Source organism: Cysteiniphilum sp. QT6929, from assembly GCF_030035755.1.
Taxonomy (GTDB): domain Bacteria; phylum Pseudomonadota; class Gammaproteobacteria; order Francisellales; family Francisellaceae; genus Caedibacter; species Caedibacter litoralis.
In genome coordinates, this window is the sequence record NZ_CP103983.1 from 763,594 (window position 1) to 785,545 (window position 21,952).

At 38.3% G+C, this 21,952-nt stretch carries 22 protein-coding genes; 7 read left to right on the forward strand and 15 right to left on the reverse strand.

The features are described from left to right. Positions 1 to 135: 135 nt before the first annotated feature. From NYP54_RS03275 to NYP54_RS03290, 4 genes are all read right to left on the reverse strand, one after another. A complete protein-coding gene (locus NYP54_RS03275) occupies positions 136 to 1,440 on the reverse strand; it encodes a HAMP domain-containing sensor histidine kinase (protein ID WP_283157152.1) in 1,305 nt (434 codons plus the stop codon). Beyond that, positions 1,406 to 2,122 (reverse strand): response regulator transcription factor, encoded by a 717-nt coding sequence (locus tag NYP54_RS03280; RefSeq protein WP_283157153.1) that lies wholly within the window; start codon positions 2,120 to 2,122, stop codon positions 1,406 to 1,408. Before NYP54_RS03280 ends, NYP54_RS03275 begins: the two co-directional genes overlap by 35 nt. A gap of 54 nt (positions 2,123 to 2,176) precedes the next feature. Then, on the reverse strand, positions 2,177 to 2,833 hold the full coding sequence (pyrE, locus tag NYP54_RS03285) for an orotate phosphoribosyltransferase (protein WP_283157154.1): 657 nt from the start codon (positions 2,831 to 2,833) through the stop codon (positions 2,177 to 2,179). A gap of 459 nt (positions 2,834 to 3,292) precedes the next feature. Then, positions 3,293 to 4,639 carry a dihydroorotase gene (locus NYP54_RS03290; protein WP_283157155.1) on the reverse strand — a complete coding sequence of 449 codons (1,347 nt, stop codon included), beginning with the start codon at positions 4,637 to 4,639 and terminating at the stop codon, positions 3,293 to 3,295. 158 nt (positions 4,640 to 4,797) lie between these two features. Between NYP54_RS03290 and NYP54_RS03295 the strand changes: the two genes are divergently transcribed. From NYP54_RS03295 to alr, 4 genes are read left to right on the forward strand one after another with little or no spacing between them, the layout of a single operon-like run. Further along, positions 4,798 to 6,279: a class I adenylate-forming enzyme family protein gene (locus tag NYP54_RS03295; RefSeq protein WP_283157156.1), complete on the forward strand. Its 1,482-nt coding sequence runs from the start codon at positions 4,798 to 4,800 to the stop codon at positions 6,277 to 6,279. Further along, the gene (gene pabB / locus NYP54_RS03300; protein WP_283157157.1) at positions 6,272 to 8,092 is read left to right on the forward strand and encodes an aminodeoxychorismate synthase component I; all 1,821 of its coding nucleotides are present in this window, start codon (positions 6,272 to 6,274) and stop codon (positions 8,090 to 8,092) included. The genes NYP54_RS03295 and pabB overlap by 8 nt, the downstream gene beginning before the upstream one ends. Positions 8,093 to 8,100: 8 nt before the next feature. Next, positions 8,101 to 8,700 carry an aminodeoxychorismate/anthranilate synthase component II gene (locus tag NYP54_RS03305; RefSeq protein ID WP_283157158.1) on the forward strand — a complete coding sequence of 200 codons (600 nt, stop codon included), beginning with the start codon at positions 8,101 to 8,103 and terminating at the stop codon, positions 8,698 to 8,700. A 38-nt stretch (positions 8,701 to 8,738) separates the two neighbouring features. Next, positions 8,739 to 9,893: an alanine racemase gene (gene alr / locus NYP54_RS03310; protein ID WP_283157159.1), complete on the forward strand. Its 1,155-nt coding sequence runs from the start codon at positions 8,739 to 8,741 to the stop codon at positions 9,891 to 9,893. Here alr and elbB read toward each other — a convergent pair. Then, complete coding sequence (gene elbB, locus NYP54_RS03315) at positions 9,824 to 10,519, reverse strand: isoprenoid biosynthesis glyoxalase ElbB (protein ID WP_283157160.1); 696 nt, start codon at positions 10,517 to 10,519, stop codon at positions 9,824 to 9,826. The two genes, alr and elbB, sit on opposite strands and share 70 nt — an antisense overlap. 141 nt (positions 10,520 to 10,660) lie before the next feature. Between elbB and NYP54_RS03320 the strand changes: the two genes are divergently transcribed. Next, positions 10,661 to 11,038 (forward strand): DUF202 domain-containing protein, encoded by a 378-nt coding sequence (locus tag NYP54_RS03320; RefSeq protein WP_283157161.1) that lies wholly within the window; start codon positions 10,661 to 10,663, stop codon positions 11,036 to 11,038. Positions 11,039 to 11,047: 9 nt separating this feature from the next. On the opposite strand, the gene NYP54_RS03325 is transcribed toward NYP54_RS03320, so the two are convergent. The 9 genes from NYP54_RS03325 to hrpA all read right to left on the reverse strand — a co-directional run bounded on the left by NYP54_RS03325 (position 11,048) and on the right by hrpA (position 19,339). Continuing rightward, the gene (locus tag NYP54_RS03325) at positions 11,048 to 11,371 is read right to left on the reverse strand and encodes a hypothetical protein (RefSeq protein ID WP_117002944.1); all 324 of its coding nucleotides are present in this window, start codon (positions 11,369 to 11,371) and stop codon (positions 11,048 to 11,050) included. Between the two features lie 96 nt (positions 11,372 to 11,467). Then, a complete protein-coding gene (locus NYP54_RS03330) occupies positions 11,468 to 11,758 on the reverse strand; it encodes an HPr family phosphocarrier protein (RefSeq protein ID WP_224742239.1) in 291 nt (96 codons plus the stop codon). Further along, complete coding sequence (locus NYP54_RS03335; protein ID WP_117002943.1) at positions 11,755 to 12,150, reverse strand: PTS sugar transporter subunit IIA; 396 nt, start codon at positions 12,148 to 12,150, stop codon at positions 11,755 to 11,757. Before NYP54_RS03335 ends, NYP54_RS03330 begins: the two co-directional genes overlap by 4 nt. Further along, positions 12,147 to 13,013, reverse strand: coding sequence for an RNase adapter RapZ (gene rapZ / locus NYP54_RS03340; RefSeq protein ID WP_283157162.1), 867 nt, complete (start codon positions 13,011 to 13,013; stop codon positions 12,147 to 12,149). Before rapZ ends, NYP54_RS03335 begins: the two co-directional genes overlap by 4 nt. A 57-nt stretch (positions 13,014 to 13,070) precedes the next feature. Continuing rightward, on the reverse strand, positions 13,071 to 13,484 hold the full coding sequence (locus NYP54_RS03345; RefSeq protein ID WP_283157163.1) for a hypothetical protein: 414 nt from the start codon (positions 13,482 to 13,484) through the stop codon (positions 13,071 to 13,073). Positions 13,485 to 13,509: 25 nt separating this feature from the next. After that, on the reverse strand, positions 13,510 to 13,962 hold the full coding sequence (locus NYP54_RS03350; RefSeq protein ID WP_283157164.1) for a PTS sugar transporter subunit IIA: 453 nt from the start codon (positions 13,960 to 13,962) through the stop codon (positions 13,510 to 13,512). Positions 13,963 to 14,004: 42 nt separating this feature from the next. Beyond that, on the reverse strand, positions 14,005 to 14,361 hold the full coding sequence (gene raiA / locus NYP54_RS03355; protein ID WP_117002939.1) for a ribosome-associated translation inhibitor RaiA: 357 nt from the start codon (positions 14,359 to 14,361) through the stop codon (positions 14,005 to 14,007). A 115-nt stretch (positions 14,362 to 14,476) separates the two neighbouring features. Next, positions 14,477 to 14,980, reverse strand: a complete 504-nt coding sequence (locus NYP54_RS03360) for a hypothetical protein (protein WP_283157165.1) — start codon at positions 14,978 to 14,980, stop codon at positions 14,477 to 14,479. 501 nt (positions 14,981 to 15,481) lie between these two features. After that, positions 15,482 to 19,339 carry an ATP-dependent RNA helicase HrpA gene (gene hrpA / locus NYP54_RS03365; protein ID WP_283157166.1) on the reverse strand — a complete coding sequence of 1,286 codons (3,858 nt, stop codon included), beginning with the start codon at positions 19,337 to 19,339 and terminating at the stop codon, positions 15,482 to 15,484. Between the two features lie 137 nt (positions 19,340 to 19,476). Between hrpA and NYP54_RS03370 the strand changes: the two genes are divergently transcribed. Further along, complete coding sequence (locus NYP54_RS03370) at positions 19,477 to 19,794, forward strand: type II toxin-antitoxin system RelE/ParE family toxin (RefSeq protein ID WP_283157167.1); 318 nt, start codon at positions 19,477 to 19,479, stop codon at positions 19,792 to 19,794. A gap of 1 nt (position 19,795) precedes the next feature. Further along, complete coding sequence (locus tag NYP54_RS03375; protein ID WP_151193415.1) at positions 19,796 to 20,107, forward strand: helix-turn-helix transcriptional regulator; 312 nt, start codon at positions 19,796 to 19,798, stop codon at positions 20,105 to 20,107. Here the strand turns inward: NYP54_RS03375 and NYP54_RS03380 are convergent. Further along, positions 20,104 to 21,927, reverse strand: coding sequence for an RNB domain-containing ribonuclease (locus NYP54_RS03380; protein ID WP_283157168.1), 1,824 nt, complete (start codon positions 21,925 to 21,927; stop codon positions 20,104 to 20,106). The genes NYP54_RS03375 and NYP54_RS03380 overlap by 4 nt on opposite strands. Positions 21,928 to 21,952: the final 25 nt, after the last annotated feature.

A 21,952-nucleotide genomic window follows, 5' to 3' on the forward strand; every position in this document is an offset into this window, starting at 1 on the left:
CGAAATATAACCAAATACCACCGGATATAAATTCAATTTCCCCCTCCATAAGTAGCTTATGCTAAGCTAGCTCTCCCGCAAGAGGAGAGATAATAGGTAGCTCAAATTACTTTTCTATAGTGACTATTAATTAAACTAAAAGCATAGAGAAACTTTCAATCCTTTTTGATTATTCTCCAATCTAATCTCCGCCTGATGCTCTTCAAGCATTTTCTTGACAATCGCCAAACCAACCCCTGAACCGCGAATACTGCCATGCTTTTCATTCATAACGCGCTGAAATGGCTCGAACACTTTGTGCATATCTTTATGATCAATCCCTGGACCATAATCTTGAATAGCAATATAAAAATGTCCTTTATCTTGATAAGTTGACACCTCAACTTGCTTGCCATATTTGATACCATTGTCCACCAAGTTATTTAAGGCTAATTCAAAGCTCACCTTATTAATACTTGTTACAAAAGCTTTATTTGAAAGCGTCACAATGCTAAACGAAGGGACAGCTGTAGCATACTGTTCAAATATTTGTTGTGTTAGCTTTGCTAAATTAGTTGTTTGCTTTGCGGCACTGCCTTGCTCCGACTTTGTATACTGTATAATTTGTGACAAAATTTCATCAATTTCACTGATAAGTGCCTCTAGCTTATCAACAGCTTCAGAGTTATCTACTTTGTACAAAGCAACATTCATTTTCATCAAAGGTGTTCTAATGCCATGCGCTAACGACATCATCATATGAATTTTTTCATTTGAAAGACTATCAACACGTTTGATCAAAGTTTCCAAATCTTTGACTGCCATTTTAATAATAGCAGCACTTGTAATCGGTATATCTGTATCGCTTTTGTCATTGAAGCTCATGCTTTTTTGATATAAGTTATGCACTCTTTTCCATGCCTTTTTCAATTGGTAGACATTCCAATAGTAGCTCATCAAAATAATAACCAAAAGTGCTTGGATAAATATAAATATAATCAATTTCCAAGGAAAATTAACAGGATGAATATCAAGCAACACCCATGTTTTTAACTCCTCAACATAAACCCCTATTCGCCAAGAGCGGAAAAAATTAATCTCCGGCAATATGGTTTCAATTTGCTCTTTTGTAAGAGCGCCTTCTGGGTGTACATAATCAAGGTCTAAGGGTTTCTTTTTTTCCATCGCAATAGACACCATGCTATTGCTTAGCTTTGGTAATGACTTTCTAAGGTTTTCCTTTTCCATACGATCAAAATCAAAATACTCCAGATTTGACAGATAGTACAAAACGTTAGCAACACGATTCGATTTCAGCTCAATATAATAATGCATTGAGGTTATGACTATTTGTGAAAAAAGTAAAACACTGATAATTGCAAGAACAATTGAAAACCAACTGGAATAAATACGAATCTTAAGTTGTTTAACCTTCTTTAACCACATCAGCAAGAATGACATATCCACCTCCATATTCACTTTGGATGAGCTCCTCACCGCCAATTTTCTTAAGCTTTGATCTTAGCCGATAGACAAGTGTTGACACCGACCTATCCTCAAAATCATATTCGCGATTATAAATTTCTTTGGTTAATTGAGGTGTTGACATCGCTTCTTTATCCGCCTCAATCAATAGCACGATTAACTTACATTCATTGGGGTTAAGTGTCAGTTTATCTAATGAGTTGAAAATGACTTTTTTAATTGGATCAAAGTTAAACCGATCTAAACGATACATTCCTTTGTTCATAGTTTGAGTTATTGCTTGATTGATAGGTGCACAGACACGCAAGACATTTTTAATTTTTGTCAACAATATACGCATACTAAAAGGCTTACGCATATAGTGTATCGCACCCAACTCATGAGCAATGAGCTCTTCAACATCTGACTCTAACGCACTAATCATGATTATTGGAATTTCATATTTCTCAAACAGCCTTCGACAATAAGAGCGACCATCCTCCAAAGGCATCATAATATCTAAAAGCACAAGATCTGGCTTTTTTTCTATAATTAATTCATCTGCCTCTATCGGATTTTCAGCAGTGATCACTTCAAAGCCATTTTCCTTTAAAACTTCAGCAATACCTTCACGTATTTCCGTTTCATCATCTACCACAAGAACAGTTTTTCCTTGCATAACATTTTCCCAAAGAAATATCTAACTGCTATAAATGGTAGCTGAACCATTTGATTAGTCAACACACGCTACCGAATACTTTAGCTGATAGGCTTTCATGCGCTCAATCAATTCATGCTCAATCTGCCCTTGTGCTTTGAGATAATCAATTAAGTCACTTAAATTGCCAATGGCATAAACAGGGAATTGATAAGCTTTTTCGACCATTTGAACGGCTGATATTTCCTCATTAGGTGCCACTTCTTGACGATCTAGCGCAACACAAACTCCTTCAATGGTTCCGCCATGATTTTTAATAATCTCGATGGCCTCTTTAATCGCCGTGCCCGCAGTAATCACATCATCGATAATTAATACTTTTTTGTCCTTGATATCCGCACCAACAAGCACACCACCCTCGCCATGATCTTTCTTCTCTTTGCGATTGTAACAAAAGCCAACATCTTTACCGTAACGACTATATAAAATAGAGGTAACAAGTGCTGCCAAAGAAATACCCTTATAAGCAGGACCAAATAACACATCAAATTGTGCCTTACTTTCTATTAATTTAGCCGCATAGCACTCTGCTAATTGATGTAAAGTCTTGCCGTGATTAAACAATCCTGCATTAAAGAAATAGGGGCTAATACGCCCTGACTTTAATGTAAACTCACCAAATTTAAGTGCTGATGCTTCAATGGCAACATCAAAAAAACTATAGTCATTCATTGTCACTAACCTAATTCAACCTTAATCCTAAAGTATGCCTAATATACTTATCACTCGTTATTTTGCAATGTTTATAGCTAGCTCAACAATCAATTTGCAGATTTAGCTACAACCCTAGAGCATCAGCTAAAAATAGAGTGTATCAAATTTAATACAGACAATTACATTATTGAAACTGCATTCCCTCTAAAAAGATTAGATAATAGCCACATACCAACTTAATACCAACATAAGGATAACAATGATTTATTACATGATGCACTGGCTAGATCAACAGCAAATTCAACAACAGCTGAATCAAGCAAACCAAAACCACACAAAAGACAAGCATAAATAAAAGTCTCTAACAAATATCAAGAGGTAACACTATGATTTACTACGGTTTCTACTGGATTGCCAATAACAAAGCAGATGATCACAAATCAATTAATACAAAGCACAAGTAACTTAATCACCACACTAGAACTTAGCAAAATCTAGGCTTACACCCAAGTCATCTGCAACAATACGCCCATGGTCATATTTCAAAACACCATTAATAAATGTTTTATTAATGGTTGATGAAAAAGTCAAGCCACTAAACGGTGACCAACCACATTTTGATTTTGCCGCGACATCGCTCATATGCTGTTGCGCATTAAGATCAACTAATACCAAATCAGCCCAATACCCTTCACGGACAAAGCCGCGCTCTTCAACCTGATAGATTATCGCTGGCGCATGTGATGTTTTTTGGACAACTTTCTCCAATGAAAAAACACCTTGATGGTAATGTTCAAGTAATGACAATAACGCATGCTGCACCAACGGCAGACCCGATGGTGCCTTGAAATAACTTTGATGCTTTTCAGCCCAAGTATGCGGTGCGTGATCCGTGGCAATAACATCTAATACATTGTCATTAACCGCTTCAAGCAACGCTAAACGATCTTCTTCTTCTTTGATCGCCGGATTACATTTGATTAAAGCGCCTCGTGTGTGATAGTCCTTACGTGAAAAGAATAAATGATGCGCACAAACCTCAGCCGTAATGCGCTTATCTGCAAGTGGGATATTTTTATTTTCAATAAATAATTGCAACTCATCTTTGGTGGTAATATGCAGCACATTAAGCTTAGTATTAAACTTTTTAGCTAAACTAACTGCCAAAGTAGATGATTTAATACAAGCCTCTCTGCTTCTAATCAAAGGGTGTAAGTCAAATGGTACATTTTCACCATATTGCGCACGATATTTTTCTTCGTTTTGTGCAATCATTGGTGTGTCTTCACAGTGTGTTGCAATTAAAATTGGCGAATTAGCAAAAAAGCTTTCTAAGGTTTTAACATTATCAACCAACATGTTACCAGTTGATGCCCCCATGAAGATCTTAACGCCACAGGCGTCACCCGGACTTAAACGTTTAAGCTCATCGACATTATCATTTGTTGCCCCTAAGTAAAAAGCGTAATTAGCATGTGATTTGGTGGCAGCTAGCGCTTTTTTTGCATGAAGTCGCTCAATTGTCACCGTCGCTGGATTGCAATTTGGCATCTCCATGTAAGAGGTGATACCTCCAGCAACTGCCGCTTTTGATTCGCTCTCAATATCCGCCTTGTATGTCAACCCAGGTTCACGAAAATGCACCTGATCATCGATCATGCCGGGTAACAAATGCAATCCTTCAGCATCAATAACCTTAACATCAGACGTGGCAGAAATATCTTGGGCAATCTTGGCAATTCTACCGTCTTTGACTAATACATCAGCGACAAAAATTTTACCCTCATTGACAATCGTTGGTGACTTGATTAAATAATTTGACATCGCTATATCATCCTTTTAGCTCACTTTGCAATGTCATCATTCTATATCAGCATACTGTCTTTTTATAGCAAAGCATGCACTAAAGATTCAATTGTTTTAAGCTGACCTTTATCCTAAAATACCACCCTATCGCTTTATGCATAAATAAAGAAGCTAATATGCTAACACCTTTAGACATTCAAACCGTTGATCACTTTCTAGCGTATCTAAAACGCTTAGATACGACACCGATGTTTATCTATCAAGATCAAGTATTTAGTTATGCTGATATGTATGACTACACTTTTAGCCTTACCCATTGGTTAAAAGGAAATAACACAAATAAAGTCATGTTCGCAATACATAACTCACCGCTTTCTGTTGGGCTTTTTTTTGCAAGTTGGTATCAAAGGGTCAATTGCATACCAGTTAACCCACGTTTTATTGCCAATGAATTACTTAAGATTGTTAAAAGAGCCAAGCCGGATCTGTTAATGATTGAACCAAAGCAGTACTCTGACGCACTTAATCATTACTGCCAAATTCAGCAGATTATACTTGTTATTATTGATAATGCTTTAGATTATTTGCAAAGCTTAAAGAAAGCCTCCAGCACTGAGACTACCGATTTTCCTCAAGCCCAAAGCGAAGGGATCACCTATCATATAAGCTCGGGTACGGGTGGGCATTATAACTTTCACGGACATTACACGCAGCAAATTCTAGCTTATGCTTATGCACGTCAATTTGATTATGGTCTTAATAAAGGTGATATATCCCTTGTGCATCTTTCATTTAACCATGCCTACGCCTTTTCCTATCAGCTATTACCAAACATAGCTCTAGGCAATTGTATGGTACTAGCACCTAGCTTTGACGCAACGACCTCACTCAAATTGATTGATCAATATCAGATTACGGCATTGGCACTCTTACCAACAATGTATTATCAGTTAGCACTTGAAGCCCAGAAAACGCCAATAAACCATAAGCTTAGACATTTAAGCGTTGCCGGTGATCAGCCCAGTGAATCTTTAATACATCTGATCAAAGAAACCTTTAACACACCTCTGCTTAACGGTCTTGGGATGACCGAAGTTTATGGTTATGCACAAAACCTTACAGCGTCTAGCGTTTACAATAAAATCAAAATTTTTGATGATATTAAGATAAAAATTGAAGCGATTGAACACGATCATCTTAAGCATGTTAACGATGATAATAAGCACATTGGAGAGCTATATATCAAAGCACCGATGCAGCCGATCTCTCACCAAGGACAATGGTTAGCCACGGGCGACTATGGCTATATTGATGATACACATCATCTATACTTTCTTGGGCGCATTAAAGATATCATTGTCAAAGGCGGATCTAAAATTGCCCCTTTAGAGCTTGAACATTACCTTTATCAAATGCCTGAAATTGGGCAAGTTGCAATTATTGGCAAGAAAGATGATATTTGGGGTGAGCTTGTTTGCTCTTGTATTGCTACCAAAGATAATCAATCACTCACCTTAGAAGCAATTAACACCTTTCTCACGCCTTTTCTTGCCACGTATAAACATATTGATCAGCTTTATTTATACCCGCAACTACCACTTAATATCACCGGTAAAATTGACCGCTTCCGCTTAAAAACAGAGATCAACAATGCCTAATAACCATCTACCACCATTTGCTTATCTTGAAAATACTTTAGATAGTAATGACAAGAGCTTTTATTTTAGCAAACCACATAGTGAAGTCCTATGCACTGATCCCAAGATGCTAAAATCTGCATTTGCGAGTTTAGCAGACTTACAACAACAAGGCTTATATCTTGTTGGTTTTATTAGCTATGAAGCAGCTTATTATCTAAACCCTGATTTTGCTTCCATGCAAACAAATCTCACAGATGGCATCACACCACTTTTACATTTTGTTGCTTTTGAGCACTATTCACCGGATCTATTTCAAACTGAGATAACCACTACTAATAGCCCCGCAATAGACCTTATTTATGATCCACTTTCTCAATTGCAATATGTCAAAGACTTCAAGCGCATACAACAAGCATTAACCGATGGTGAAAGCTATCAGATAAACTATACCAAGCGCGTTAAGCTGCGATCCTGCTTAAATGCTTATGAGCTTTACACGCAACTAAAAGCGCAACAACCCGTGAGCTACAGCGCTTTTCTACCGTTTAAACCAATGACCGTTTTATCGTTTTCACCCGAGCTTTTTTTTAAAAAGCAAGGTGAGACTACTACCGTAAACCCGATGAAAGGCACCAGCAAACGTTTTGATGATCCCAATGATGATCTACAATCCTATGAGTTTTTACGAACAGACCCAAAAAACAAAGCAGAGAATTTAATTATCGTTGATCTGTTGCGTAATGATCTTGCTCGCATTTGTCATACAGGGTCAATTGAAGTCACCAAGCCCTTTGCGATTGAAACCTATAAAAGCGTTTATCAAATGACTTCAACGATTTCCGGAAAAGTGGATAACAACATTCCTTTTGCTGATATTATTAAGCACTTATTTCCTTGTGGTTCGATTACTGGCGCACCCAAGAAACGCACGATGGAAATTATTCAGCAACTTGAACCCCCGCGAGGTGTATACACAGGTTGTATCGGCTATATTATGCCAAATAATGATATGTGCTTTAGTGTTGCTATTCGCACATTAACGCAGCAAAATAATGAGCTATGGCATTGCGGTGTTGGTGGCGGTTTTACCATTCAGTCTACACAAGATGATGAGTGGCAAGAAATGACCACCAAAATTCAATTTATCAAACGCCTGTATCACCCTCAGTTTCAACTGATTGAAAGCATGCTTTATGATAAAAGTGGGCTTACATCGTGTGATTTACATCTTGAGCGTTTATTAAGTTCAACATCTGTTTTACACTTTACTTTGGATATAACTCAGTTAAGACGTGCATTATTGCAATATTGTGAAACACTCATCACGGCAAACAGTGAACAATATAAGCTTCGACTTGCTGTGAGTTATCAAGGGCTTTTTACAATTACGCATCAACAACTTGAGCAATCGCCCACGCCTCATCACATTGAACTGCTTATTTGTCCTGAGAAAATAGACTCAAACAATCCACTATGGCAACATAAAACAGATGACCATAGTACACGTGGCTTTTATACACAGAGACACAGCCAATATATTGCGGATAAGCCAAATTGCGAGCTTATTTTCTTCAATGAGCATAATCACCTAACTGAAGCACGTTTTTATAATATTGTCATTGAAATCAACGGTATCTTATATACGCCACCTGTTAGTGATGGTTTATTGCCTGGCATTGCGCGCGCTAAACTACTTCAATCTGGGCAAATTCATGAGCGCTCAATTTCTATAAAAGAATTAAAATTAAGCAAAAACATTTACCTTATTAATGATGTTCGAGGTAAAATACCGTGCTTTTTAAGCGCACAAACAACTATGCAAGAAATATAAAAATTAAGATGTTACTGTTTATTGACCATTACGATTCATTTGCCCATATTTTGATGGATTATTTTGCCCAGTTGGGTGAAGAAATTATCTCATTCAAATCAGATCAACTTGATCAATCGATTGACTACAGCCAATTTACTGCAGTAATTATAGGGCCAGGACCTGGGCACCCTGATGAATTAACGCATTTATACCCTCAAATCAAACGCATCATTGACAGTAATATACCTATTTTAGGTATTTGTCTTGGTCATCAGTTATTAGCGCAGTACTTTGGCGCCAAAGTTATTCATGCAGCCAATATCATGCATGGACAATGCAGTTTAATTCATTTTATCAATCACTCACTCTACCAAGGGCTACAATCGCCTTTGACAGTAACGCGCTATCACTCGCTAATCGTTGATATAGACAGCTTAAGCAATGATTTACAACCCATCGCACTGACGATACATAACGAACTGATGGCATTTGCACATAAACACTTACCTATTTATGGCATCCAATATCACCCTGAGGCTTATTTAACAGAGTCAGGATTAAAAACATTACAAAACTTTCTTTTAGCGAATAAGCGCTTGTGCTTAGAGCAAAAGGCGTTATCCTAGTCTAATCAATTGATTTACTAGCCTTTAACATTATCGCCATGACAGCAAAACATCACAATTTACGGGCCTTTGCGAATATTAATATTTCTCATCTATTGGAAAATCTTGCCAATATCCGTGCATTGCATGTAAATAAATCCATGATTATTATGCTCAAAGCAAATGCCTATGGTCATGGAGCCGTTGAAATTGCTAAGGCATTAGATGGTTTATGCGAATATTTTGGTGTTGCCAGTGTTGAGGAAGGTATCGAGCTTATCTTGGCAGGGATTGAGAAAACCAAGGTCATTATTTTTTCAGGCTTTTTCTCCAAAGACATGGTACAAACACTCATTGACTACAGACTTATTCCAATTATCCATAGCGCCTATCAATACGAGCTACTTGATGAGTACTTTCAAAGTAAGCACGCTGAGATATGGCTTAAAGTTAACACAGGAATGAACCGCTTGGGGTTATCAGAAGATGAGTTTGAAGTGCTTTATCACAAAGCACAATCATATTGTAAACCCATCAATGCACTAACCCACTTAGCAGAATCAGAATCTTGTGATCAATCTTTTACATTAAAGCAACTACAACGCTTTCAAGCATTAATCAAAGATAAATCATTTACGCATATCAGTGCCTTTAACTCAGCTGCCTCACTTTTAAATAATAATGATTTCAATACCAACACCATTCGCATTGGTTTAGCGCTTTATGGTGCATGTGCTGCCGCACATCCATTATTAAGGTGCACACTTAAGCCTGTGATGACGCTGCATAGTCATGTTGTTGCGATTCAATCCATTGATGTGGGGGATTCTGTTGGTTACAACCGCCAATACATTGCCAAAGTAAAAACCCAAATCGCCATTGTGACAATTGGTTATGGTGACGGTTATCCACAAGCTGCTCCTAACGGCACGAAGGTGGCAATTAACGGCAAGCTTTATCCAACAGCCGGCAAAGTCTCGATGGATCTTATGGCAATTGATATTGGCATGAATAAAGATATTTATATTGGTGATAATGTCACGTTGTTTGGCAACCATGATTTATTAGTTGATGATGTTGCCAAACACATAGGCACCTCAAGTTATGCCATGCTTACCGCGATTAATCCACGCGTTAAAAGATTTTATTTAACTTCTGCTGATGCAGAGACAACACGATCTGCAATCAAAGACACAACCGCTTCAACTAAGTGATCTATTCCTGATGCAACTTCTGCAATACTTTGACCTAGCATATACGCAGGTGTGCTTACCACTTTATTTCCTTGGTCAATACAAACCTCGGTAACACATTTATTAACGTGCTTAGCGCCTTTACCCTCAATAATATCAACCGTTGCTTGGTCATTGCCAATCGTTAACATCACATTGGGGTATATTGCTGAGGCAATAACAGGAGCAATACAGATAAAGCCAACGGGCTTATGTGCATTTTTAAACTTGTTAATAAATGCTGAAACAATTGGCTCAACAACAAAACTGCTATCTTGCTTAAAGGCAAAATCACATAGATTTTTAGCCGCACCAAAGCCACCTGGGATAATCAATGCTGCATACTCATCTGCATTGACTAAAGATAGATCCTTTATCTCACCGCGCGCAATACGTGCTGCCTCAACCAATACATTGCGTGCTTCAACCATTTCATCACCAGTTATATGGTTGATCACATGATGCTGCATGATGTTTGGCGCAACTACCTCATATTCAATACCACGTTTTGATAAAGATAATAATGTCAACACCGCCTCATGAATTTCACTACCATCATAAACACCACATCCTGCTAATAACACGGCTACTTTCTTTGATTTATGCATCATAACTTCCTATATTCTTGTCACTAACAATTGCCAATCATAAATTGTCAGACAAGTAATGCAATAAATATCAGGGAAAACAACAATAATATCGTCTAGACTCAGACTAAGTTGAATGTAAGAACTAAGCTAAGGATTAGTATGATAGAACACTTCAATGATCACGCTGCGAATGAACGTACGTATTTATCTTGGGTAAGAACCGCAATTGCCCTCATGGCATTTGGTTTTTTAATTGAGAAGTTTGATATCTTCTTACGCATTATGGCCAAAGGGGTTGGTGTAAGAGCAAGTAACATGATGTCACAATCCGCTGAAATCATTGGCATTTTAATCATGCTTATCGCGGTTGTCATCATCATTATTTCATCAGTGCGCTTTGCGATAAATCGGAAAAACATTACTGCCGTTGAAATAATCAGCTACAAAACACGCGTCCCAGATATTTTTCTAGGACTGTTATTATTAGTAATTACTGTATTTATGGTGACTTATGCGTGGTATATGCTGCTTTATTAATTCGCTTAATTAGCCATTTGTTGAGATAAATGCAAGCTTACGCTTTTTAACACCCCAGCAACGGCTTAAGACATTGTACTTATTTAAGCCTTTTTGCTTAAACATCTTCATAAAACTATCGCGCTTAACTGTTTTCTCAACGATACCCGATTTTAACTTAATATCAAAACGGTTTGCCCATTTACGAATCGTACCATGCTTAAATCCAAGCATCTTCTCAGCGTCTTGATAGGTCATCCCCTCATCTGCGCAACGCTCTAATACTTCTCGTGCACTGCAGTTGTATTTCTGCTGAATAATGTGTTCAAAACTTCCTGTGTACTGATTTGCCATGACTTGTTCCTCTTTTGTCTAGGTTTATAAAAACTCAATAATGCGACACATTCTAAAAATGTAAACTTAAGTCAAGCTTAAGATTTCTATTAATTTTCAACTTTCTTCGCCAAATCGATCCTGAATTAGCACTCTGATGGCATCTAATGCTTCTTCCTGATCATCACCCTCTGCACTTAATCGAATCGATGTCCCACAACTTGCTCCAAGCATCATTAACCCCATGATACTTTTGCAGTTTGCCTTAACGCCGGTTTTGACAACTTCCACCTCAATTTCGCTACCAAAGCGAAGGGCTAAATTAACCAACTTTGAGGCTGCTCGCGCATGTAACCCTAATTGATTAATCAATACCAAATCAATCTCTTTCATTTGTGTTTCTTTCACTTATCACCTTCTTCTAATACGATGCATGCTTTTGATGCGTCATAAACTCTTCCTGCAAGCTCATCTAAAGATAGCGCCTGCTTATGATATGTCAATGCCTTTAAAAGCATCGGCATATTAAGCCCTGTAATAACGGCTAGATTATATGCACGCATAAATGATTGTGTCACATTCGTTGGCGTTGCACCAAAAAGATCTGTCAACACCAAAAAGCCATCACAATCAGGCATGCTTTTGAATGCGTTTTCAACACGCACCAACAATTCTGGCTGATCATATGAGCAGGAAGATACCACTTGGATATAGTCTTTTTGAATCTCAACCAAACGCGTCGCTACTTCAAGCATGGATTGTCCAATGCGACCATGCGTAATCAGTACAACTCCAATCATCCTTTTAACTCCCTATGACTCACAATCACATTATTGAAACTTGCTCTTAATTGATCAGCCAACTGCTCAACAATATATACCGATCGATGTTGACCACCTGTGCAACCAATCGCCACATCAATATAGCTTTTGCCTTGCTGCTGTTGTAGCTCACACCACTTCAAAACAAATTTGCTGATATCAGCTATCATCTCTAACACTTGTGGCTGCTTTTGCAAATACTCAATCACATCAACATCAAGCCCTGTTTGCAGGCGTAAACGTTTATCCCAATAGGGGTTAGGCAGACTCCTGACATCAAAAAGATAATCGGCCTTTTGTGGCATCCCATATTTAAAGCCAAAGGAAAAAATCTTAATCTGACTGGATAATTGATCTTTACCTAGGAGCTTTTGACAAACGATTTCTCTAAGCTCTTGCAAACTTAAGTTGGTTGTATCCAACGTATAATCAGCAATACTCGCATAGCTTTCCAGAATCGTAAACTCTGTATCAATTGCATGTTCTAGCGTTGTTGTTTTATCAGAAAAAGGATGACGTCTACGTGTTTCATCATAGCGTTTTATCAGTACATTTCTACTGGCTTCGATATACCAGTAGGCAAGATGCACACGATACTTTTCCTGTAAGCGTTTAACATCATACGTATCATTGCCTAAAAATGAATGAGGAGCCAATGAAACGACAATATTTTGTTTGTATTGCGGATTGCTTAAAACATACGCAAGCGTTTCTTCCAATAAAAATAAAGGCAGATTTTCAATACAGAAAAAGCCCTGATCTTCCAATATACTCAAAACAGTTGACTTGCCAGCACCAGAAACACCAGCCAAGAGCACAACCGATTTGGATGCACTATTCACGCAATTTTTACCATTTCCACTCATCATAATTTGCTCAGTTTACCAAAGCTTTCGTATTTACCCTAATCTATTTTGCAACTGCTTAGCACACTCATGCCAAGCTTTATTAAAGACATCCATTTCAATCAAAGGTAAAGCTAAGGTTTGTGCTTTGTTAATATATTTGGGATCTTTCTCTTGACGATATAAATAGACCACATGGCTAATGACAGCCTGATCTAGTGCTTTTTCAACTTGAATAAAACCTTTCTTTTTATGATGCATAACACCAAAATATTGTTCATTACATAAGATTCCTTGGTAAATATCATTAATTTGAGCGACTCTCACCAAGTCATCTGCCACAAGATAAAAATCCAAATACTTAATTAAATAATCACATAATTCGGTTTTACCAACATTTGGCGGACCAATGACCAATAATCCTGTACCTATATTATTAGTCACAAAGCTTGCATGCCAATATTGCATTGTTTTTCTTAATGTATTAACAGGGCTAAGCATTACCTAAAAAAAGCTGATAAAGCGTTTCATTTGAATTGGCTTCTTTGATTTTCTCAAGCACGCCTTCCTGCTTCAGAAACTTCACTAATTCAGCCATAAACTTAATATGTACATCATTGACATTCTGAGGGAAAATTGCGGCAATTATGATACTAACTTTACGATCTTCCTCACCATATTCAATGGCTTCTTCCAAGGTTAATACAGCCAAGCGCGTCATTGTTAAACCTTCAATTCGGCAATGAGGTACGGCAACCTCTTTGCCGATAGCAGTATTACCAATACGCTCACGTTCAAAAAGTTTCTGATAAATCGTATCCGAAGTGATATCAATATCATCATCTTTTAATAACTGGCTTAATACCTCGAAAACGCGCTTTTGACTTTGCAAGGCTGCTTTGTTAATAACACGTTGCGGAGAAATAAACGAAGATAAGAAATTCATAGGTTTATGGTTGATTATTCAACGAAATGGTGCGTTATTCTATCAACGTTCCTCGTCAATATCCACTACTTCATCATCAGCCATTAATGCTTCAGCTTCAGGGCGTTCAGCACGATGATCTTTTAATTTTTGCTTATGCTTTCTTACTTGAGCATCTAGCTTATCTTGCAACATATCAATCGTTGCGTACATATCTTGAGAGTCTGACTTAGCCACAAACTCAGTCCCTGGCACATTAATCACGGCTTCAGCCATTTGCTTGCCTTTCTCAACCGACAGAATAACGCGTGCAGCAATAATATGGTCAAAGTGATTGTCAAGCTTACTCAACTTTTCATCGACATATTGCTTTAATGCAGGGGTAACTTCTAAATGACGACCTGTAATTTGAATTTGCATAGTGCAGTCCTCCATTGTATAGCCACGAGTATCGTGGGGGTTTGTAAGTCAACTTTGAATAATTCAAAGATAGCGCCAACACGCATGAATTGCCAGCAAGTTCAGCATAATTTTATCAATTATTTTCTTGTGATTGCGCTTGATTTTTTGAATTCGTCGGCTCTTGGGCTTTACGCTTATCATTTTCATTTGCATTAAAATAGTTATCTATTTTTTCAGCGCCTTTTTGTGCAGCCTCTTTGGTGTTTTGCCAGCCCTCAGCTGCTAATTTTTTAGTTTTCTCCCAAGCATCATTGCTAGCATCTTTAGTATTTTGCCAACCTTCAGCGGTTGCTGATTTTGTTTTATCCCAACCCTGCTGCGCATAGTCGCCCGCCTTATTGGCAGCATCTTTAGCTACTTGCGTTCCTGAGCTTGCTGTATCTGACACATTTTGTTTAAACAACTCCCAGTTGCTACCAAAATTGCAATCACTGGTTTTTGCTGAGCAGCTTTGTGTTGCTGGATTATCTTCTACTTTAGCCTGATCATTTGCTTTAGCAGTAGTGTCTGCAACACTTAAACCTGCAGCCAACAAAACAAAAACCGGAACCGCAAGATATTTTTTTATTGTCCGCATAATCTATCACATGTTTTTTAGAACTAAGTACCTTATCTTTTAGCAAAGCCCTTGCTAGAAAGCAAATACAGATCATGCTTCTTTGATCTTTTTGAGTATGAGAAAATTTTTTAAAATTATTTTAATATCTTAAGCTTACCTTAATATTGGCTTGTGATACTGACATCACTCAAGGGGATCACGATCACAGAGCAAACTTTTTTCTCTCTCCCTTCTCTTTCAGTATGTCCTGTGATCGTAACCTTGAGACCATGAAATTACCTTGCAGTATACTCCCTCCCTTCTCATCATCTATATACTGCAAGGTGATCTCTTTTTATCATCGGCAGGGTCATCACTATTTTAGAGCAACTGAAATTTCCCGACTTTTTGCAAGAATTTAGCAAACTACCGGCTATGTGTTTGTTGATTTGAATTTAGCTGCAAAAACTCAATCATTCACGCGCGCGAGAAGTTCAACAGTAGAAATTCTGTAAAACCAAATGCTTTGCGGGCGGCATATTACAATGCTTGAATTCTCTTTTTCAATCGCGTTGTTGACACCGTTTCAATGGTTTTAACATCCTGACTATACCATGAGATCCATAGCTCATACATAAGCCAATGAATCTCATCAATCTCAAGGGTATTAATCACGCCCTTTTGCTGCATTTTCTGCTTAAGCAAATGAGTGAGTTCCTCTTGTTCAATTTGATACTGGCGATCTTGTTTTGCTGCCCTTGGCGCCTTATCCAAGCGATTACTAAGTGCTTGTAGATAGAGTGAAATACGCTGTAACCAATGATAAGGTGTTTTAACAATAAAACCTTTATAAACCAAACCATCAACGATACTGCGCACTTCTTGGTAAAGTGCTAATAAATCAAAAGGCAACTTCTTGCGATTAAGTAATTTATGTAAGTTTTGATAGCTTAACATCAAGGCTTCAATATCACTGCATAGATTTTCGATCGTTGATACCAACTGACCTCTTCCTGCATCATACATCGCATTAAACTGCCCGCGCGTGCGCACCACAGGCTTTTGCTCAATCGCAAAGGCAATATCATAGGCTTTGGCAATTAACTCATCTTGCCATTTCGTCTCTTTGATAAGACTAAATAATAAATGTAAGTTCTTATTATGCGCGATACGTTCAACTAACGTGCGATTGATATGTGAACAGAAAAGCATCAACAGCTTACGTGTTGCAAGCCTTGTGGCGATTTCCGCTTCCAGTAGGGTTGATTTATGTGTCAATACCACACCATCCTCACGTGTCTCAACACATGGATAAACGCTCAATTTAATACTGTGTTCTGTGACATCACGCGTTAAGGCAATCTCACCAAAATCCCACGCTTGATAAAGTGTATCATTGTTCTTTTTAGCCGCGCTTACCTGTGGACGCTCAACACCACGCAATTTATCACGAATCACGCTTAGATCACGCCCTTCAGCCAGCACCTTGTTTTGAGGATCAACCACACGATAATTTATATATAAATGCGCCTCAATAGCCGCATCCTGCCAAACACTTGAGTCAAATGAAATACCGGTAATACGCACGAGTTGACGCACTAGAATATCATAGAAGTTAGCCGCTAAATCAATATCAATCGCCTCAATGACCGCTTGAGCATAATGTGGCACTGGTACGCACGCTTTACGGATATTCTTAGGAAGTGCGCGCATCAAAGCAATAACTTTTTCCTCCAATAATCCAGGAACAAGCCAATCACATTGATTGGCATCGATTTGATCTAAGAGTACTAAAGGTACCGTCATCGTTACGCCATCATCTTTTGCTGTGGGATCAAAATGATAACTCAACGGTAACTGAAATCCGCCAAAATCAAAGAAATCAGGATATGCGTTATCAGTTACCTCATGCGCTTCATGCTGCATCAGACTTCTTTTGTCAAAGATCAGCTGCTCACGCTCAAGCTTTGATAAAGATTGATACCATTTTTCAAATACCACACCATTATTAATATCTACTGGAATCAATTTATCGTAATAACTAAATAGAGTCTCCTCATCAATGGCAATGTCGCGTTTACGCGCCTTATGCTCCAAGTCTTCGACTTCTTCTAATAGACTCAAGTTCTTTTGGAAAAACTCAGCATTTGTTGCAAACTCACCATACACCAAAGCATGACGAATAAATAACTCACGTGAGACTTGTGGATCAACATCACTATATTGCACCTTGCGATTAACCACAATATCTAAGCCATATAACGTAATACGCAAGCTTGCCATCACTGCTTTACGCTTTTGGCTCCAATGCGGCTCACTATAATGCTTTTTGGTTAAGTGCTCAGCAATAGATTCTAACCAAGCAGGATCGATTTTAGCAACCATGCGCGCATAGAGCTTCGTCGTTTCAGTAATTTCAGCAGCACACAGCCATTTTGGTGTGCGTTTAAACTGCGATGAGCCAGGAAATATATAAAATTTCATACCGCGAGCGCCTAAGTATTCCTTAAGCTCATAATTAAAGCCAATATAGCCTAATAGCCCTGATAATAGTGCTTGATGGACTTGTGCATAGCTTGATTCACTTTCTGAGATTGTCCACTTAAAGGTCTTCGCTAGATTCAGCAGTTGGAAATAAACCTCACGCCATTCACGCATTCGCAAAGGAGATAAGAAATTCTTTTTGCAATATTCACGTGTTAAGCGATGAGATAAGCTTTTAGTTTCAGCATTAAAACGTTGCCATAGATTCACCACACCCAAGAAATCTGAGTCTTGATGGTGATCTTGCTTGTGCATTTCATCTGATTTTTGTTGAAATTGCATCGGTCGCTCGCGCGGATCTTGAATACTTAAAAAGCTGACAATAATCAGAATCTCACGCAAAACACCAAGTTTGGCACCACTGACAAGCATTCGCGCCAAACGTGGATCTAATGGAAACTTGGCAATTTGTCGCCCGATTGGCGTAATTTGCAGATGATGTTTTTTGCTGTGCTCAGTCAACGCGCCTATCTCATGCAGCAAACGATAGCCATCTTTGACCATGCGTGAATCTGGTTTTTCTAAAAAGGGAAACTTCTCGATATTACCAAGCTTTAAGGTTTCCATTTGTAAAATAACTGACGCTAAGTTCGTACGTAAAATCTCAGGATCGGTAAATGCTGCACGTGATAGAAAGTCTTCTTCTGAATAAAGTCGAATACAAATTCCTTCAGCCACGCGTCCACAGCGTCCCGCTCTTTGATTGGCACTGGCTTGTGAAATTGGCTCAATCGGCAAGTGTTGCACTTTAGTCCGATAACTATAGCGACTAATACGCACATCACCACTATCGATCACATAGCAAATACCAGGCACCGTTAATGAGGTCTCGGCAACGTTTGTTGATAAAATAATCCGCCTACCAACCCCGCGAGGATTAAATATCTTATCTTGATCAGCATTAGATAATCGCGCAAATAATGGCAAAACTTCGGTGTGTCTTAATTGCGCTTTTCTTAATACTTCTGCTGTTTCATGAATATCACGCTCCGTTGCGAGAAACACCAAAATATCACCTGGTTTTTCGTGATGTAAACTATGCACAGCACGCAAAATTTGATCCGCTTGTGATAGCTCATCCTCAAAGTCTAATGGATCTTGATAACGAATCTCAACTGGATAAGTTCGTCCCGAGACTTCGATAATTGGCGCATTGAAATGCTCAGCAAAACGCGCCTGATCAATCGTCGCTGAAGTAATAATAAGCTTTAAATCGGGACGTTTTTTTAAAATCTGATGGATATGCCCTAATAGAAAATCAATATTTAAACTACGCTCATGCGCCTCATCGATAATAATCACTTCATATTGCGAAAGATATTTATCATTTTGAATTTCCGCTAACAAAATACCATCGGTCATCACCTTGATAAAGGTATTGTCATTGGTTTGATCACTAAAACGAATCTTAAAACCTATGCCTTGCCCGAGTGGCATATTGGTTTCTTCACTTAAACGATTGGCAATCGAGCGCGCTGCCAGACGCCTTGGTTGCGTGTGTCCAATCAGTCCTTTGGCACCTAAACCTAAATCAAGACAAATTTTGGGTAATTGCGTTGATTTACCCGAACCGGTTTCACCGGCGATAATCACCACTTGGTTATCACAAATAGCTTTTTTAATCTCATCAACCCGCTGACTAACTGGCAAATCAGGATAATTAATCTTAGGCATGCTCGTGCGACGCAGTGCCACCTTTTCTTTGGATTGATCCGCGTCAGTGAGCAATTTTTGCCATTTATCATTATCCGTATGATGCGCTTTGGCAAGCTCGCTGAAACGCATCATTAATCGAGCACGATCTTTTGTTTGTACATTGTTAATAACTTTTATCAATGAATTAGTGGACTGCATATTCTAAGGCATATTATTTTAATTTTTCTCACAAATGGGATCATAGCACATTTAGCTATTCATAAAAACATTGAAAAGTACCAATTTTGGAACTATTATAAGTTACAATTCTTTTGGTTTATTTTGGGAAATAGTCAATGAATTATAAATACAAGGTTGAACTTGAAGTTGAGGTAGTTAAATACCTTAAAGCACTTAGCAAAAGTGAGCTGATAAAAGTTTACAAAGTAATAGACCTGCTACGAATGTTTGGACATGAGCTAAGCTTACCTTATAAAAAAGATATTCAAGGTAACAAACATTTAAAAGAGTTGAGAACGCCAACAGGTACCAGAATCTACTACTTTTATTTCGATGGCAAAACTTACCGCTGCATATGGGCTGGTAACAAGAAAACACAGACAAAAGATATTGAGAAGGCAAAACGCATTCTTAAAGATTTAATTGGAGGCTAAAATGAGTAAATATGACTTTATTGATTCCGAAACCCTAAAAAAAGAACTCCTCTCAAAAGAAGAAATTTCAGCAATTGAAATAGATACCACTATTGAAAGCCAAGCAATTATTGCCCGTCAAGAGCTTGCTAGTGATGTTATGGAGTATAAAAATTCGCAAGGTTTAACGCTTGAAGGCTTAGCAGAAAAACTAGGAACTAGTAAATCTCAAGCCAATCGAATTTTAAAAGCAAAAGCATCCTATAGTTTGGAAACCATTTATAGAATTTGCCGCATTATTGGCAAAAAAGAACTTACCCTAAAAATATTTTAAACCCGAAAATAAATATCCTGTGTTGCAAGCTTCACATCGCTTAAGGTCACTGTGATCGTTGTATCTAGCTCTGCAGACTCTGCCAATGTTAATTTCTTGATCAATGATAAACCGGGAATAAAAACAGTAACGCGATTGCCTTGTTGTTTCTCAATCACTATCGCCTCACCTTGCCAGTTAGGGTTTTGCATCAAATAGACACATTTCCAGTGATTGTTACTAAAGCTCTCTGCTTGACGCGCGGCTTTAATGCCTGATTCACTTTCACCAATGCGCATGAGAATCTCCTCACCAGTGAACAAAGTTTCAGATTTTAAAAATCGTCTTAACTGCTGGTGTCCCACCATATCCAAATAGCGCCTTAATGGACTAGTTGCCTGTACATAGGCATTAAGTCCCATGCCTGCATGCCTATCAGCACTACTTTTGTATTGTCCTTTTTGTAAGCGTCTTCTAACAGCAAACATTTCCGACATCAATTGAGGTGTTTGCTCTTCTTTACTTAGATCATGCTCTGGCTGTGTTGAGAAAGGCAATGGGATCTCATGCTGATCAGCAAAAGTGGCAACTGCCACACCTGCCATTAACATCGCATCGCGCACGATATTGCGACTTTGTAATGTTGCCAAAGGAATGATATCAACTTTCTTATCACGCAATTTGAGCTTCACTTCTGAAAACTGCAGCTCAACAGCACCATGCATTCGACGATAGCTGCTAAATTCATTAGAAAAACGTACAAAATGACTAAATGGTGCCTCAGTTAATTTATGCTCGGCTTCCTGGTAACTTAAGCGTGTTACCTTAATGGTTGATAATACGATCTCAATATCTTTAACCTCACCATCGATTAGCTTAAAGCCAATTGATAAAGCTGGAGATGTTGGATGAAGACCCAGTGCCAAGTCCTCAGTAATCTGATGTGGCAACATTGGAATGACGCCTTCAGGTAGATAAAGATTGCTCCCTCGAGCGCGTGCTTCTTTGTCAATCTCACCATCAACACCCACCAAACTCGCAGGATCTGCAACATGCACCCATAGTTTTTGCGTTGTTTCATCAAAACTTAACGCATCATCTGGATCGTGGCTGTCCTCATCATCAATTGCATAACTTGCTAAATGGGTTAAATCAACACGCGATTCAGATTGCATTTCAGGCAACTCAAAAACAGGTGCTTGTAAAGCCACATCTAACCGCATGGGATAGGGGTTAACAAACTCATCCCAATAGCCAATATCAAGCAGCAATGCATGGGCATTAACTGGCGTTTCTTCTTTGTCAATTAATTTAAAAAAACGACAGCCTGCCGTTTGTCCCAAAGCGTAGGATGCCAACTCTTTAACAAAAGGTTCATCTTCTGGAGCATAGGTTTTTTGTTTTAAGCGCGTGATAAAATTCTCTAATGCTTGTGCTTTTTGTGCTTTCTCTTGTGCTTGTTTGACAATTTTATCTACCGCCTCAGGCGTATTAACCCCAATCTCATCTTCATGCGCGAAGAAATGTAAGCCTTTTTGCACAATTTGCCACGTGCCATAAACTGTTGTGCAATTATACTCACCATAAATAAGCTCACTCAATTCACCATAATTGGTTTTAGCACCTTGCAACAATCCCCAAGCATCAATGAGCTCACCCTCACCTAAATCCGCAGTTAATACCTCAAATTTCTTAAAGCCACCATCATGTAATAACAGCAGATTTTTCTCAGGCAATTTAACGGTTTTTTCATCTTCTAATTGAATTTCAACTTTCTTATCAACAAACCCAATGACACGTGCTGGGCGATTTTTAAAAATTACTAAACTATCAAGCTGCATTAATACGACTAAACAAAGCTAATGA